The organism is Terrabacter sp. Soil810 (genome assembly GCF_001429645.1).
In the GTDB taxonomy this organism is placed as follows: Bacteria; Actinomycetota; Actinomycetes; order Actinomycetales; family Dermatophilaceae; genus Terrabacter.
In genome coordinates this window covers 1-15211 of the sequence record NZ_LMSW01000012.1, presented here as the reverse complement: position 1 = coordinate 15211, position 15211 = coordinate 1, and the positions used below count along the sequence as shown (strand labels likewise).

Here is a 15211-nt window from a genome sequence, read left to right as displayed (position 1 = left end):
TCGGGGTGGTGTGCCCGACCTCACTCCGAGACGACCGGGAATAGACCCGAGGACGCCGAATTGACGCGACGTCATCCCGATAGAGTCCGAACCATGGCATCCATCAGCAAGGTACTGATCGCAAACCGTGGTGAGATCGCCGTCCGCATCGCGCGGGCGTGCGCGGACAGCGGGATCGCCTCGGTCGCCGTCTACGCCGAGCCTGACCGGGATGCCTTGCACGTCAAGGTCGCCGACGAGGCGTACGCCCTCGGGGGCTCGACCCCCGGCGAGAGCTACCTCGTCCAGGAGAAGCTGCTCGACATCGCCCGTCAGGCGGGCGCCGACGCGGTCCACCCCGGCTACGGCTTCCTCGCCGAGAACGCCTCGTTCGCGCAGGCGGTCATCGACGCCGGCCTGATCTGGATCGGCCCCGGCCCCCAGGCGATCGACTCCCTCGGCGACAAGGTCAAGGCGCGCCACATCGCCACGAAGGCCGGCGCGCCACTCGTGCCCGGCACGAAGGACCCCGTCTCGGGAGCCGACGAGGTCGTCGAGTTCGCGAAGGAGCACGGCCTCCCCGTCGCGATCAAGGCGGCCTACGGCGGCGGCGGCCGCGGCCTCAAGGTCGCCCGCGCCATGGAGGAGATCCCCGACCTCTACGACTCGGCGGTCCGCGAGGCCGTGACGGCCTTCGGCCGCGGCGAGTGCTTCGTCGAGCGCTTCCTCGACCACCCCCGCCACGTCGAGACCCAGTGCCTGGCCGACCAGCACGGCAACGTCGTCGTCGTGTCGACGCGCGACTGCTCGCTCCAGCGCCGCAACCAGAAGCTCGTCGAGGAGGCGCCCGCACCGTTCCTCTCCGAGGCGCAGCACACCGAGCTGCTCCGCGCGAGCAAGGCGATCCTCAAGGAGGCCGGATACGTCGGAGCCGGCACGTGCGAGTTCCTCGTCGGCCCGGCCGGCGACATCAGCTTCCTCGAGGTCAACACCCGTCTGCAGGTCGAGCACCCCGTGACCGAGGAGGTCACCGGCATCGACCTCGTGCGGGAGCAGTTCCGCATCGCGAACGGCGAGTCCCTCGACTACGGCGACCCCGAGCCGCACGCCCACTCGATCGAGTTCCGCATCAACGGCGAGGACGCCGGCCGCGGCTTCCTGCCGGCACCGGGGACCGTCAGCCGCATGGTCGTCCCGCAGGGTCCCGGTGTGCGCTGGGACGCCGGCCTCGTCGAGGGCGACACCGTCGCCGGCGCCTTCGACTCGATGATCGCCAAGCTCGTCATCACCGGCCGCACCCGTGAGCAGGCCATCGAGCGGTCGCGCCGGGCCCTGGCCGAGCTCACCATCGAGGGCATGCCGACCGTCGTGCCGTTCCACCGGGCCGTCGTCGCCGACCCGGCCTTCGCGCCGGCCGACGGTGCGCCCTTCACGATCCACACCCGTTGGATCGAGACCGAGTTCGACAACACGATCGAGGCGTATGCCGGTGGGTCGGCCGACGCGGCCGAGGCCGAGGAGCGCCAGACCGTCGTCGTCGAGGTCGGGGGCAAGCGCCTCGAGGTCTCGCTCCCGGGCGGTCTGTCGCTCGGCGGCGGCGGGAGTGCGTCTGCGGCCAAGAAGAAGGCGCCCAAGAGGTCCGGTGGCGGCAAGTCCGGGGGCGCGGCCTCCGGCGACTCCCTCACCGCCCCGATGCAGGGCACGATCGTCAAGATCGCCGTCGAGGAGGGCGCGACCGTCGCGGCGGGCGACCTCGTCATCGTCCTGGAGGCGATGAAGATGGAGCAGCCCATCACCGCCCACAAGGCCGGCGTCGTGTCGGGCCTCACCGCGAAGGTCGGCGAGACCGTCACGTCGGGTGCCGTGCTCGCCGAGATCACCGACGTCGCCGAGGGCTGAGCCCACCCACCGGACCGACGACGAGGGCCGACCCCGCGTGGCGGGGTCGGCCCTCGTCGTGTGCCGCCGTCGCCGGCAGCGTCTCGTCAGCCCTGCTTGGCGGGCGGGTCGCCGAGGGTGACGTCGCCGTCGCCCGAGCCGGGCAGGTTGGGGTCGGGGACTCCGGGCAGCTCCTGCTCGCCGGCAGGCCCTCCCGCCGGCGGGATCTCCGACGGGCCGGGTCCGCCGGGCAGGTGGGGGTCGACGGGAGCCGGGTCGGTCGGGTCGACCGGCGGCCTCGGCTCGACGGGTCCGGGCTCCGGTGTCGGAACGGGCTCCGGCGTCGGGACGGGCTCCGGTGTCGGCGTGGGCTCGGGCGTCGGGGCCGGCGGCGGGCTCGGAGCCGGCGGCGGGGTGGCCGGCGGCTCCGGGGCGCCGGGAGGCTGGGTGCCCTCGGCGTCCGGCGGCAGCCCGAGGCCCTCCTTCAGCTTGTCGCTGCCCTGGTCGACCTGGTCGGCGTACTTCCCCCCGGTGCGCTCGTTGATGAGCTCCTCGGCCTTGTCGAGTCCCTGCTGGGCCTGCTCGGGGTGGCCCTTGACGAAGTCCTTGGCCTTCTGGATCCAGTCGCTCACTGCGTTTGCCTCCACGGTCCGACCTGCTCAGGAACCACCGCCCGCGGGTGGACAGCCATCCCTGACATGGCGACGACGCCGCCACGGGCCCGACGCTACGCCTCTGGCACACTGCTCATGTGTTTGCGACCCTCCCCACTGCCTCGGCCGACCAGCCCGTCTTCTCCGTGGCGAACCTCGTCATCCTCGTCATCGTGGCCGCGATCGTCTACCCGCTGCAGAAGAAGCTGCGCGAGGTGGTCTCGCGCCGCCGGCGCGAACGATGGGCTGAGGAGGACCGTCGAGCCGAGCTCGAGCGCGGGCAGGCTGACCGCCCGGCGCCGCGCGACGACGAGCACTGAGCAGCCGCCGACACGGTATGCCGTCCGGCCGGGTCGGTCGTCCCGCGTCGGACGTCTGCTCACCCCGGGACGGCGCGGCCTCGGTCGAGGTCAGTCGGACTGGTGCAGCTGGCGCGCCGCCTCGGCGATCGAGCCCGACAGCGAGGGGTAGACCGTGATGGTGCTCGACACCTGGTCCACGCTGAGGCGGTTCTGCACCGCGAGCGCGACGGGGTAGATCAGCTCGGACGCCTTCGGCGCGACGACGACCCCGCCGAGCACCGTCCCGTAGCCCTTGCGACAGAAGAGCTTGACGAAGCCGTCGCTGATGCCCTGCATCTTGGCGCGCGGGTTGCGTGCGAGCGGCAGGGTCACGGACTCGACGTCGGGTGACTCGTCGGCCGCGTTCTGGCTGATGCCGACGGTCGCGATCTCGGGCTCCGTGAAGATGTTGGCGGCGACGCCCCGCACGTTGAGGGGCGACACGGCGTCGCCGAGCGCGTGCCACATGGCGATGCGTCCCTGCATGGCGGCGACGGACGCGAGGGGCAGCACGCCGGTGCAGTCGCCGGCCGCGTAGACGCCGCCGACGCTGGTGCGCGAGACCCGGTCGACCTGGACGTGCCCCGAGGGGCTGAGCTCGACACCGGCCTCCTCGAGGCCGAGACCGTCGGTGTTCGGCACGGATCCGACGGCGAGCAGGGCGTGCGACCCCTCGACGGTGCGCCCGTCGACGAGCGTGACGACGACGCCGTCGGCCGTGCGCTCGACGGACGCCGCTCGCGACTTGTTGAGGACCTCCATGCCGCGCTTGCGGAAGACGTCCTCGATGACGGTGGCGGCGTCGGCGTCCTCGCCGGGCAGCACCCGGTCGCGTGAGGAGACGAGCACGACCTGGGAGCCGAGGCCGAGGTAGGCCTGGGCGAGCTCGGCGCCGGTGACACCTGACCCGATGACGATGATCCGCTCGGGCAGCTCGTCGAGGGAGTAGATCTGCTGCCACGTCAGGATGCGCTCGCCGTCCGGCCGCATGGTGTCCATGACGCGAGGTGCAGCGCCGGTGGCGACGAGGACGACGTGCGCGGTGAGCTCCTGCGTCGTCCCGTCCGCGAGCTCGGCGACCACGCGCTCGCGGCCGACGATCCGGGCGGTGCCGCGCAGCACGGTGACGCCGACCGCCTCGAGGCTCCCCTGGATATCGGCGCTCTGAGCGGCGGCGAGCTCGAGGATGCGGTCGTTGACGGTGTGCGCCTGGGCGACGGCGTCGGACACCTCGTCACCGTCGTCGTCCTGCAGCCGCACACCGAGCCGCGACGCGGTCTCGAAGTCGGACATGTAGTCGGCGGTCGCGATGAGGGCCTTGCTGGGGACGCAGTCGGTGAGGACGGCCGCGCCGCCGAGGCCGTCCTTCTCGACGATCGTGACCTGCGCCCCGAGCTGGGCCGCGACGAGCGCCGCCTCATAGCCCCCGGGGCCGCCGCCGATGATGACAACGGATGTCTCGCGCGTGATCACGGGACCATCCAACCATCCCTCGGACGGGCGTCCGACCGCCCGGCGACCGGGCGGAGCCGGCCGTCAGTGGCTGAGGGCAAGCCCACGGTAGTAGGGCACGAGGGGCGTTCCGGCGCGGACACGCAGGGAGCGGTTGCGCACGAGGAAGGCGCCTGCAGCCCCGAGGACGAGCAGCGCGGCGATCGCGGCGAGAGAGAAGAAGACGACGAGGAACGGCGTGATGCCGGTGAGGATCTGCATGGTGGACCTCCTGAAGGTTTCTACATCCGTAGATTCTACATATGTAGAAACACCGTCCGAGCCGCCACACATTCCCGGCTACCCTCGGTGTGACGACTCCCACTCGTGCGACAGGCAGGACCGATGTCCCCGACGGACGCCCCCCTCTCCCCGCGCCGCCGACAGCTGCTCGAGGCCGCCGTGCAGGTGGTCGCCGCGGGCGGGCTCCGTGGACTGACCCATCGCGCCGTCGACGCCAGGGCCGGGCTGCCGCCGGGGACCTGCTCGGCCTACCTGCGCACGCGTGCCGCCTTGGTCCACGCCCTCGCCCAGCACGTCGCCACGGGCCTGACCGACGACGTCGAGGCACTCGCCCGCCGCCTCGCCACTCGACCCGGCGACCCGACCTTCGCAGGTGCCCAGGTCTCCGACCTCTTCGCCGGCTGGCTGCGCGATCCCGACGTCGTGCTGGCCCGTCTGGAGCTGACGCTCGAGGCGGCCCGCGACGACGAGCTGGCCGCCGCCTTCGCGCAGTGGCGCATCCGGCTGCTCGACGTCGTCGAGGAGGTCGTGAGCCGCAGCCGAGACGGCGACACGAGGACCCGCGCAGAGGCCGTCGTGGCCGCCCTCGAGGGCGTCCTGCTCAGCGCCCTGGCGCAGCCGGCGCGGCGCCGGCGGGCCTTCGTCACGCGCACCGTCGACACGGTGCTCACGGCGTTCGCGGAGAGTCCGGGCTGACCCGACCGGGCCGGTTCCTGCACCGGGTCGACCTCGCTAGAGTCCTGAGCGTGACCAGTTCCCACCGTGATCTCAGCGACCCCTCCACCGACCCCTTCGCCGTCGCCGCCGACGCCGCCGCCGTCATCGCCGAGCGCACCGGCGCCGACCACCACGACGTTGCCCTCGTGCTCGGATCGGGCTGGGGCCAGACCGCCGACCTCATCGGTGAGACGCTCGCGACCGTCGAGAACGCCGACGTCCCCGGCTTCCACAAGGCCGCCGTCGCCGGACACTCCGGCAGCATGCGTTCGGTGGCCATCGGCAACACCGGCCGCCGGGCGCTCGTCTTCGGCACCCGCACCCACTTCTACGAGGGGCGCGGCGTGCGGGCCGTCGTCCACGGCGTCCGCACCGCGAAGGCGGCGGGTTGCTCGACCGTCGTGCTGACCAACGGCTGCGGTGGCCTCAACCCCGCGTGGGCACCCGGCACTCCCGTCCTCATCCGGGACCACATCAACCTCACCGCGCACTCCCCCGTCGAGGGTGCGAACTTCGTCGACCTCACCGACCTCTACACCCCGCGACTGCGCGACATCGCCCGCGAGGTCGACCCCGACCTCGACGAGGGCGTCTACGTCCAGTTCCGAGGGCCGCACTACGAGACGCCGGCCGAGGTGCAGATGGCCAAGGTCATCGGCGGCGACCTCGTCGGCATGTCGACGAGCCTCGAGGCGATCGCCGCGCGCCAGGCCGGGCTCGACGTGCTCGGCATCTCGCTCGTGACCAACCTCGCGGCCGGCATCTCGGACCAGCCGCTCAGCCACGCCGAGGTGCTCGAGGCCGGACAGGCCGCCGCCGAACGCTGCGGCCGGCTGCTCGCCCAGGTCGTGGGGCGCCTCTGATGACGACCATCGACACCACCGAGACGCTGTATGCCGCGGCGCGGGCCTGGCGCGACGACGACCCCGACCCGACGACGCGGGCCGAGCTCGACGCCGTCCTCGGCAGGGCGACGGCGGGCGACGCGGACGCAGCCGCCGACCTCGCCGACCGCATGGCCGGACTGCTCGAGTTCGGCACCGCCGGGCTGCGCGGGGCCCTCGGCGCCGGCCCCAACCGGATGAACCGCAGCGTCGTCATCCGAGCGGCGGCCGGCCTGACGGCATACCTCAAGGACGAGGGGCGCGCCGGCGACGCGCCGACGGTCGTCGTCGGCTACGACGCGCGCTACAACTCGGACGTCTTCGCCCGCGACACCGCCGCCGTGGTCGTCGCGGCCGGCGGCCGGGCGCTGCTGCTGCCCCAGCCCCTTCCGACGCCGGTCCTCGCCTTCGCGATCCGCCACCTCGGCGCCGATGCCGGCGTCATGGTGACGGCGAGCCACAATCCGCCGCAGGACAACGGCTACAAGGTCTACCTCGGCGACGGCAGCCAGATCGTGCCGCCCGCCGACGCCCGGATCGCCGCCCACATCGGCCGCGTCGAGCGGGTGGCCGACGTGCCGCGCGCCGCCGATGGCTGGGAGATGCTGGGCGACAACCTCCTCGAGGACTACGTCGACGCCGTCGTCGGCGTCGTCGACCCGAGCTCGCCGCGCGACCTCCGCGTCGTCCACACGAGCCTGCACGGCGTCGGTCACGGCACGGTGCACACCGCCTTCGTCCAGGCCGGCTTCGCGGCGCCGGTCGTCGTCGACGAGCAGGCCGTACCCGACCCGGACTTCCCGACCGTCGCGTTCCCCAACCCCGAGGAGAAGGGCGCGATCGACCTCGCGCTGGCCCGAGCCCGCGCCGTCGGGTGCGACCTCGTCATCGCCAACGACCCGGACGCCGACCGGTGCGCTGCGGCCGTGCTCGACCCGGCCCTCGGCGACTGGCGGATGCTGCGCGGCGACGAGGTGGGGGCGCTCCTCGGTGCCCACATCGTCCGGCGTGGCGTCTCGCGCCGCGACGTCTTCGCCAACTCGATCGTGTCCTCGCGCCTGCTCGCGTCGATCGCGAAGGCCGCCGGACTCGCCCACGAGGAGACGCTCACCGGCTTCAAGTGGATCTCCCGCGTCGACCGGCTGCGCTACGGCTACGAGGAGGCGCTCGGCTACTGCGTCGCGCCGCAGCTCGTCCGCGACAAGGACGGCGTCAGCGCCGCCCTGCTGCTCGCCGAGCTCGCAGCCACCCTCAAGGCACAGGGGCGCACGCTCATCGACCAGCTCGACGACCTCGCCGTCGAGCACGGCGTGCACGCGACCGACTCGTTCTCGGTGCGCGTCTCGGACCTCGCCCAGACCGACACCCTGATGGGGCGCCTGCGCGCCGAGCCGCCGGCCTCGGTGGCCGGCGTGGAGGTCGACCGCATCGACGACCTCGCCCGGGGCGACGGCGGGCTGCCGCCCACCGAGGGCCTGCGCTACCACCTCGTCGACCGCTCCCGCGTCATCGTGCGCCCGAGCGGCACCGAGCCCAAGGTGAAGGTCTACCTCGAGGTCATCGAGCCGGTCGCCGGTCCGGCGGCCCTCGGCGAGTCACGCGCGCTCGCCGAGACCCGGCTCGCCCGCGTCCGGGCCGACATGGAACGCCTCACGTCCCTCTGAGGGAGCCCCACGCGTACGCCATCGACGGCGTACGCGTGGGGCAGGGTGAGCGGCAGCCCGTCACACGACGAACGTGCCGATGACGAAGAAGGCCGCGGCGGCGAGGAGCAGGCCGACGGACACCGGGTCCCAGGCCTGGTGCGCGATGCGCGGCGTCCGGCCGTCCTTGCGCTTGCGGTCGGCGCTCATGCGCGCCTCGACCTCGGCCGCGACGGCCTGCGCCTCGACCTTGGACTTCGTCGGCTCCTCCGTGGTCCCCTTGCCCCGCACCTTGTTGGCGCCGACGGTCAGCATGCCGCGGCCGTACCTCGGACGGCCGGGATCGGCCGGCACGCCCCATGCCGTGTAGCGCCGGCCCTCCGCGACGATCTCGAGCGCCCACCTCGACCGCACCTCGGCGATGGCGGGCCACGTGACGTCGACGACCCGCAGCGGGTTGACGAGCCGGATGCCCTCGGCGTGGATGACGACGCACGGTCGCACGACGAAGAGCCACAGCAGCGCGAGGGCGAGCACCACGGTCGAGATGAGCGTCCAGCTCCGCGGCTCGGTCAGCGCGGCGAGGACGAGCAGGGCGAGTCCGGCGACCCCGCCGACGACGCCGACGACGATCGACGAGCCCGGCCGGAGGGTGCGGGCATCGCGCAGAGCGTCGCTCTCGTCGGGGGCCTCGGCCGGTGAGTCGGAGGGCGGTGGGGACACGTCAGGGCTCACGGACCGACTCTCTCACGCGTGACGGGCCGTCTCGATAGGTGGATAGACTCCCGTGGTGACAGTAAGCACCACGACGCGCACCGCGCAGGACCTCACCGCGCAGGCGCGGGACGTCCTCGGGGTGTCGCGCCTGACGAACCATGCCCTGACCTCCTGGCTGCACGGCCTGCCCGGGGTCGACCAGGTCGGCTGCGAGGCGCGAGCCGCGTCCCTCGGCACCCGCTCGGTGAAGACGACGAGCAAGGCCTGGGCGATCGACACCGCCATCGGGATGATCGACCTGACGACCCTCGAGGGCTCCGACACGGTCGGCAAGGTCCGCTCGCTGTGCGCGAAGGCCCTCGTGCCCGACCCGCTCGACCCCACGACGCCGCGGCCCGCCGCGATCTGCGTCTACGGCGACATGGTCGCGACCGCGAAGGCCGCGCTCGGTGACAGTGGCATCCACGTCGCGGCCGTCGCGACCGCCTTCCCGTCCGGGCGCGCGAGCATGCCGGTCAAGCTCGCCGACACCCGTGACGCCGTCGAGGCCGGAGCCGACGAGATCGACATGGTCATCGACCGCGGGGCGTTCCTCTCGGGCGACTACCTCACGGTCTTCAACCAGATCGCCGAGGTCAAGCAGGCCTGCGGCACGGCGCACCTCAAGGTCATCATGGAGACGGGCGAGCTCGTCACCTACGACAACGTCCGCCGCGCGTCCTACCTCTCGATGCTCGCCGGCGGCGACTTCATCAAGACGTCCACCGGCAAGGTCCAGCCTGCGGCGACCCTGCCCGTCACGCTCATCATGCTCGAGGCCGTGCGCGACTGGCGCGACCTCACCGGCACCCAGGTGGGCGTCAAGCCGGCCGGTGGCATCAAGACCACCAAGGACGCCATCAAGTACCTCGTCATGGTCAGCGAGATCGCGGGCGACGACTGGCTCACCCCCGAGTGGTTCCGCTTCGGTGCCTCGAGCCTGCTCAACGACCTCATCCTCCAGCGGCAGAAGCTCGCCACCGGTGCCTACTCCGGCGCCGACTACGTGACGATCGACTGACCGCGACTGACCGACCGCGCCACACGACAGCGCCCACGAAAGACACCCTGATGCCGAAGTTCGAGTACGCCCCCGCGCCGGAGTCGCGCGCCATCGTCACGATCGAGAAGTCCTACGGGCTCTTCATCGACGGCGCCTTCACGCGCCCCAAGGCGACCTTCCCCACGCTCAACCCCGCCGACGAGACGGTCCTCGCCGAGGTGAGCCAGGCCGGCCCCAAGGACGTCGACAAGGCGGTCGCTGCGGCTCGCCGCGCCTATGAGGGCGTCTGGGGTCGCATGAGCGGCGCCGAGCGCGGCAAGTACCTCTTCCGCATCGCCCGCATCCTCCAGGAGCGGGCCCGTGAGTTCGCCGTGCTCGAGACGCTCGACAACGGCAAGCCGATCAAGGAGACCCGCGACGTCGATGTCCCGGTCGCCGCGGCGCACTTCTTCTACCACGCGGGCTGGGCCGACAAGCTGGAGTATGCCGGCCTGTCCGCCTCGGGCGCCGACGTGCCGCGCCCGCACGGCGTGGTCGGCCAGGTCATCCCGTGGAACTTCCCGCTGCTCATGCTCGCGTGGAAGATCGCCCCGGCCCTCGCGACGGGCAACACCGTCGTGCTCAAGCCCGCCGAGACGACACCGCTATCGGCCCTGCTCTTCGCCGAGGTCTGCCAGCAGGCCGAGCTGCCCGCCGGCGTCGTCAACATCATCACCGGAGACGGCCGCACGGGTCAGGCCCTCGTCGAGCACCCCGACGTCGACAAGATCGCCTTCACCGGCTCGACCGAGGTCGGCAAGGCGATCGCCCGGACCATCGCCGGCACGTCGAAGAAGGCCACGCTCGAGCTCGGCGGCAAGGCCGCGAACATCGTCTTCGACGACGCCCCGCTCGACCAGGCCGTCGAGGGCATCGTCAACGGCATCTTCTTCAACCAGGGCCAGGTGTGCTGCGCCGGCTCGCGCCTGCTCGTGCAGGAGAACGTCCACGACCAGGTCGTCGCGAAGCTCAAGCGTCGTCTCGGCACGCTGCGCGTCGGTGACCCGATGGACAAGAACAGCGACCTCGGCGCGATCAACAGCAAGGCGCAGCTCGACCGCATCACCTCGCTCGTCGAGGCAGGCGTCGCCGAGGGTGCCGAGCGCTGGAGCCCCGAGTGCACCCTGCCGGCCAAGGGCTACTGGTTCCCGCCGACGGTGCTCACGGGCGTCTCGCAGACGCACCGTGTCGCGACCGAGGAGATCTTCGGCCCGGTCCTGTCCGTGCTGACCTTCCGCACACCGCAGGAGGCGGTCGCCAAGGCCAACAACACGGCGTACGGCCTCTCGGCCGGCGTCTGGACCGAGAAGGGCTCGCGCATCCTCTGGATGGCCGACCAGCTCAAGGCCGGCGTGGTCTGGGCCAACACCTTCAACCGCTTCGACCCGACGTCGCCGTTCGGTGGCTTCAAGGAGTCGGGCTATGGCCGCGAGGGCGGCCGCCACGGCCTCGAGGCCTACGTCACCACCGCCCCTTCGACCCTGACGGGAGCCGCCCGATGAGCCGCCTCGACGTGCGCAAGACCTACAAGCTCTACATCGGGGGCACGTTCCCGCGCAGCGAGTCCGGTCGCTCCTACGAGGTCGTCTCGGCCTCGGGCGAGTTCCTCGCCAACGCCGCGATGGGCTCTCGCAAGGACGTCCGGGACGCCGTCGTCGCCGCTCGGGGCGCGCTGGCCGGCTGGGCGGGCGCGACGGCCTACAACCGCGGCCAGGTGCTCTACCGCGTCGCGGAGGTGCTCGAGGGCCGCCGAGCCCAGTTCGTCGACGAGGTCGCCGCGAGCGAGGGGCTCACGGTCCGTGCCGCAGGTGCCGTCGTCGACGCCGCGATCGACCGCGTCGTCTGGTACGCCGGGTGGACCGACAAGATCGCCCAGGTGCTCGGCAACCTCAACCCCGTCGCCGGGCCGTTCTTCAACGTGTCGGCTCCTGAGCCGACCGGTGTGGTGGGCGTCCTTGCGCCCCAAGGCTCCTCGCTGCTCGGTCTCGTGTCGGTCGTGGCCCCCGTCATCGCGGCGGGCAACACCGCCGTGGTCGTCACCTCGGCTGCCCGACCGCTCCCGGCGGTGACCTTCAGCGAGGTCCTCGCGACGTCCGACGTCCCGGGTGGCGTCGTCAACATCGTCACCGCGCAGACCGCCGAGGTCGCGACGTGGCTCGCCGCGCACCGCGACGTCAACGCCATCGACCTGACCGGAGTGGCCGGCGCCAACGGCGTCGACTGGGCCGCGCTCGAGGCCGAGGCCGCGGGCAACCTCAAGCGTGTCTACCGGCCGGCCCTGGCCGACGGCGCCCCCGTCGAGCCCGACTGGGACGCCGACCCGGGGCTCGGTCGGATCCGCGCCTTCGTCGAGACGAAGACCGTCTGGCACCCCAAGGGTCTCTGAGCCCGGTTCGGGTCGGAACCCTGGTTCGGTGGGAGGAGACGAGGTGGCGTCGGTCGACCACCGCGCGGGCGGCAACCGCGAGACGGGTGCCGGTCGTCGCCGCGTCATCCTCCTCACCGGACCCAGCGGCGCCGGCAAGAGCCGCCTCTCGGCTCGGTTGAGCGCCGCCCACGGGTGGCCGGTCGTGCGCCTCGACGACTTCTACCGCGAGGCGAGCGATCCCCGACTGCCGCGGTCCCCCATCGGCATCCCCGACTGGGACCACGCCGACTCGTGGGACAGCCAGGCCGCGGTCGACGCCTTGCGTCGGCTCGTCGACGAGGGGCACGTCGAGGTCCCCGTCTACGACATCGGCGCGTCCGCCGTGACGGGTCGGCACGTCGTGCACGCCGGCCCGACCGACTTCGTGCTGGCCGAGGGTCTCTTCGCCGGCCGGCTCGTCGAGCCCCTGCAGCGCGAGGGCCTGCTCGCCGACGCCCTGTGCGTACGGCAGAACCGCACCCTGACGGCCCTGCGCCGGTTCGTGCGGGACCTGTCCGAGCGACGGAAACCCCCCCACATCCTCGTCCGCCGCGGGATCGCCCTCTGGCGCGACGAGCCGCACGTGGTCGCCGAGGCACAGGCCCACGGCGCCAGGTGCGTGCACCCGCGCGACGCAGAGACCGAGCTCGGCGCACTCCCCAGCGCGAGACCGGCGTGAGGCTCATCGGCCTGCTCGGCGGCATGAGCTGGGAGTCGAGCGCGGAGTACTACCGGCTCGCCAACGAGCTCGTGCGAGAGAGGGTCGGCGGGCTCGCCTCCGCGCGACTGCTGCTGCACTCCGTCGACTTCGCCGAGGTCGAGCGCCTGCAGGCCGAGGACCGCTGGGACGAGGCCGGCGTGCTGCTCGCCGCGGCCGCCGCGGGACTCGAGGCCGGAGGCGCTGAGTTGATCGTGCTGTGCACCAACACGATGCACAAGGTCGCCCCCGCCATCGAGGAGGCCGTCTCCATCCCGCTGCTGCACATCGGGGACGTCACCGCCCACGCGGTGCGAGCGGCGGGCCTCCGTCGGGTCGGCCTGCTCGCGACGGCCTACACGATGGAGGAGGGCTTCCTGCGTGAGCGCCTCGCCGGCCACGGCCTGACGGTGCTCGTGCCCGACGCCGACGACCGCGCCCTGGTGCACCGGGTCATCTACGACGAGCTGTGCCTCGGCGTCGTCACCGAGGAGTCCCGGCAGGCCTACCGCGAGGTCATCGCCCGGCTCGTCGCGGCGGGCGCCGAGGGAGTCGTCCTCGGCTGCACCGAGATCGAACTGCTCGTCGACCAGTCCGACTCGCACGTGCCGGTCTTCCCGACGACCCGCCTGCACGTCGAGGCCGCGGTGACCGCCGCGCTCGCGGGCGACTGACTCCCCCACGGCGGCGCCCGCCGGACGGACGGGGCTCGGCAGCCTCAGGCGATGGGAGGCGCCTGGTAGCCGAGGGCGGCGTACCCCGGCTTGATGACGTCGTCGATGAGCGCGAGGCGCTCGTCGAACGGGATGAACGCCGACTTCATGGCGTTGATCGTCACCCAGCGCAGGTCCTCGAGGGTCCAGCCGGCCTCGTCTCGCAGCAGGGCCGCCTCCTTGCTCATCGAGGTGTCGCTCATGAGCCGGTTGTCGGTGTTGAGGGTGACCCGGAAGCGCAGGCGACGCAGCAGCGTGATCGGGTGCAGCGCGATCGACGGCGCCGCAGACGTCTGCAGGTTGCTGCTCGGGCACATCTCGAGGGGGATGCGCTTGTCGCGCACGTAGGCCGAGAGCCGACCCAGGCGCACCCGGTCGAGCTCCAGGGTCGTCAGGGCGCCGACGTCGTCCTTGTTGCCCTCGACCCACTGGGCGAAGGGTGCGCCGTCGATGGTGATGTCGTCGACGATGCGCACACCGTGGCCGAGCCGGTCCGCGCCGCACCACTGGATGGCCTCCCAGATGGACGGCAGACCGAACGCCTCACCGGCGTGGATCGTGAAGTGGAAGTTCTCGCGGCGGAGGTACTCGAAGGCGTCGAGGTGACGGGTGGGCGGGTAGCCCGCCTCGGCTCCGGCGATGTCGAACCCGGAGACGCCCTGGTCCCGATAGCGGATCGCGAGCTCGGCGATCTCGGTGGACTTGGCCGCGTGCCGCATGGCCGTCAGCAGCGAGGTGACCCGGATCGGGTGTCCCGCAGCCGCAGCCCGCGCCTCCCCGTCGCGCAGGCCGGCGTTGACGGCCTCGACGACGCCCTCGAGCGTCAGACCACGGGTCAGGTGCTGCTCCGGCGCGTAGCGGCTCTCGGCGTAGACCACGCCGTCGGCGGCGAGGTCCTGGGCGCACTCGCTGGCCACCCGGAAGAGGCCTTCACGCGTCTGCATGACGGCGAGGGTGTGGTCGAAGGTCTCGAGGTAGCGCGGGAGCGAGCCGGAGTCGGCGCTCTCCCGGAACCAGGTGCCCAGCGACTCCGCGTCGGTCTCGGGCAGCACGTCGTAGCCGACCTCCGCGGCGAGCTCGATGACCGACTGCGGGCGCAGACCTCCGTCGAGGTGGTCGTGGAGCAGGACCTTGGGAGCCCGACGGACGTCGTCAGCGCTCACGACGCGTCACCGGCGCCCGTCTCGGTCTCGTCCTCGCGGTGCACCGAGTCCGGGCTGAAGGCGGGCAGGCAGACGGCGACGTACTCGGCGCCGTCAGGACCGCACGAGTAGCGGATGCGCTCGCCGCCCCGCGTCACGACCGACTGGCCGGCCGCGACCTCGAGGGTGCCACCGTCGTGGTCGATGATCACCGTTCCGGCGAGCACCAGCGTGATCTCGTCGAACTCGGGCGTCTGGAAGGGCTCGGACCAACCGCCCGGGGCGACCATCCGCGCCACGGAGACCGACGCCTGCAGGCTCGCGCCCGGGGTGTTGACGGCACCGACGTGCTCGTCGATGACCTTGCCGCCGGGGACGGGGATACGGGTGGGAAAGGGAATGAGTTCAGGCACGAGCCAACCCTAGACCCTGGCCGATGGGCCCTCAGCACCTTCCTGGGCGGGGCGTCCCGACATCGGAACGCGTCGCCGGCCTCCGAAAGAGACGACGAAAAGGGTATGGAAATGCGACAACCCCGCCGGTTACCCGGCGGGGTTGTCTGAAAGTGTGTCCGGCTGCGTCCTACTCTCCCACACCGTCACCAGTGCAGTACCATCGGCGCTGA

At 72.2% G+C, this 15211-nt stretch carries 16 protein-coding genes; 10 read left to right on the top strand and 6 right to left on the bottom strand.

The window, feature by feature from the left end; translation table 11 throughout:
* Positions 1-93 precede the first annotated feature (93 nt).
* Positions 94-1878: a biotin carboxylase N-terminal domain-containing protein gene (locus ASG96_RS14915; RefSeq protein ID WP_056761741.1), complete on the top strand. Its 1785-nt coding sequence runs from the start codon at positions 94-96 to the stop codon at positions 1876-1878.
* An 86-nt stretch (positions 1879-1964) separates the two neighbouring features.
* Here ASG96_RS14915 and ASG96_RS14910 read toward each other — a convergent pair whose 3' ends face one another.
* Positions 1965-2489: an antitoxin gene (locus ASG96_RS14910; protein WP_057588468.1), complete on the bottom strand. Its 525-nt coding sequence runs from the start codon at positions 2487-2489 to the stop codon at positions 1965-1967.
* Positions 2490-2608: 119 nt separating this feature from the next.
* Here ASG96_RS14910 and ASG96_RS14905 point away from each other — a divergent pair, with 119 nt between their 5' ends.
* Positions 2609-2830 (top strand): hypothetical protein, encoded by a 222-nt coding sequence (locus ASG96_RS14905; RefSeq protein WP_056761747.1) that lies wholly within the window; start codon positions 2609-2611, stop codon positions 2828-2830.
* A 90-nt stretch (positions 2831-2920) separates the two neighbouring features.
* Here the strand turns inward: ASG96_RS14905 and ASG96_RS14900 are convergent, their stop codons facing one another.
* Both ASG96_RS14900 and ASG96_RS23305 read right to left on the bottom strand, forming a co-directional pair.
* Positions 2921-4324 carry an NAD(P)H-quinone dehydrogenase gene (locus tag ASG96_RS14900; RefSeq protein ID WP_056761749.1) on the bottom strand — a complete coding sequence of 468 codons (1404 nt, stop codon included), beginning with the start codon at positions 4322-4324 and terminating at the stop codon, positions 2921-2923.
* A 63-nt stretch (positions 4325-4387) separates the two neighbouring features.
* Positions 4388-4564, bottom strand: coding sequence for a hypothetical protein (locus tag ASG96_RS23305; protein ID WP_157610909.1), 177 nt, complete (start codon positions 4562-4564; stop codon positions 4388-4390).
* Between the two features lie 123 nt (positions 4565-4687).
* On the opposite strand from ASG96_RS23305, the gene ASG96_RS14895 reads away from it, so the two are divergent.
* From ASG96_RS14895 to ASG96_RS14885, 3 genes are read left to right on the top strand one after another with little or no spacing between them, the layout of a single operon-like run.
* Positions 4688-5281: a TetR/AcrR family transcriptional regulator gene (locus ASG96_RS14895; RefSeq protein ID WP_057588467.1), complete on the top strand. Its 594-nt coding sequence runs from the start codon at positions 4688-4690 to the stop codon at positions 5279-5281.
* Between the two features lie 50 nt (positions 5282-5331).
* Positions 5332-6165 (top strand): purine-nucleoside phosphorylase, encoded by an 834-nt coding sequence (locus tag ASG96_RS14890; protein WP_057588466.1) that lies wholly within the window; start codon positions 5332-5334, stop codon positions 6163-6165.
* On the top strand, positions 6165-7850 hold the full coding sequence (locus ASG96_RS14885) for a phospho-sugar mutase (protein WP_057588465.1): 1686 nt from the start codon (positions 6165-6167) through the stop codon (positions 7848-7850). Before ASG96_RS14890 ends, ASG96_RS14885 begins: the two co-directional genes overlap by 1 nt.
* A 60-nt stretch (positions 7851-7910) precedes the next feature.
* Here the strand turns inward: ASG96_RS14885 and ASG96_RS14880 are convergent, their stop codons facing one another.
* Complete coding sequence (locus ASG96_RS14880; protein ID WP_056761761.1) at positions 7911-8564, bottom strand: PH domain-containing protein; 654 nt, start codon at positions 8562-8564, stop codon at positions 7911-7913.
* A gap of 55 nt (positions 8565-8619) precedes the next feature.
* Here ASG96_RS14880 and deoC point away from each other — a divergent pair, with 55 nt between their 5' ends.
* Genes deoC through ASG96_RS14855 form a run of 5 tightly spaced genes read left to right on the top strand, consistent with a single transcriptional unit; the run spans position 8620 to position 13405 of the window.
* Positions 8620-9606, top strand: a complete 987-nt coding sequence (gene deoC, locus ASG96_RS14875) for a deoxyribose-phosphate aldolase (RefSeq protein ID WP_082588988.1) — start codon at positions 8620-8622, stop codon at positions 9604-9606.
* Between the two features lie 50 nt (positions 9607-9656).
* Positions 9657-11129 carry an aldehyde dehydrogenase family protein gene (locus tag ASG96_RS14870; RefSeq protein ID WP_057588464.1) on the top strand — a complete coding sequence of 491 codons (1473 nt, stop codon included), beginning with the start codon at positions 9657-9659 and terminating at the stop codon, positions 11127-11129.
* A complete protein-coding gene (locus ASG96_RS14865) occupies positions 11126-12013 on the top strand; it encodes an aldehyde dehydrogenase family protein (RefSeq protein ID WP_057588463.1) in 888 nt (295 codons plus the stop codon). Before ASG96_RS14870 ends, ASG96_RS14865 begins: the two co-directional genes overlap by 4 nt.
* Positions 12014-12041: 28 nt before the next feature.
* Positions 12042-12713, top strand: a complete 672-nt coding sequence (locus tag ASG96_RS14860; protein ID WP_235509172.1) for a uridine kinase — start codon at positions 12042-12044, stop codon at positions 12711-12713.
* Positions 12710-13405: an aspartate/glutamate racemase family protein gene (locus tag ASG96_RS14855; protein WP_057588462.1), complete on the top strand. Its 696-nt coding sequence runs from the start codon at positions 12710-12712 to the stop codon at positions 13403-13405. The genes ASG96_RS14860 and ASG96_RS14855 overlap by 4 nt, the downstream gene beginning before the upstream one ends.
* 44 nt (positions 13406-13449) lie before the next feature.
* Here ASG96_RS14855 and ASG96_RS14850 read toward each other — a convergent pair whose 3' ends face one another.
* Together ASG96_RS14850 and ASG96_RS14845 are read right to left on the bottom strand one after the other, a co-directional pair.
* Positions 13450-14607 (bottom strand): adenosine deaminase, encoded by a 1158-nt coding sequence (locus tag ASG96_RS14850; protein WP_057588461.1) that lies wholly within the window; start codon positions 14605-14607, stop codon positions 13450-13452.
* Positions 14604-14999 carry a cupin gene (locus ASG96_RS14845; RefSeq protein WP_056761779.1) on the bottom strand — a complete coding sequence of 132 codons (396 nt, stop codon included), beginning with the start codon at positions 14997-14999 and terminating at the stop codon, positions 14604-14606. The genes ASG96_RS14850 and ASG96_RS14845 overlap by 4 nt, the downstream gene beginning before the upstream one ends.
* Positions 15000-15211 lie beyond the last annotated feature (212 nt).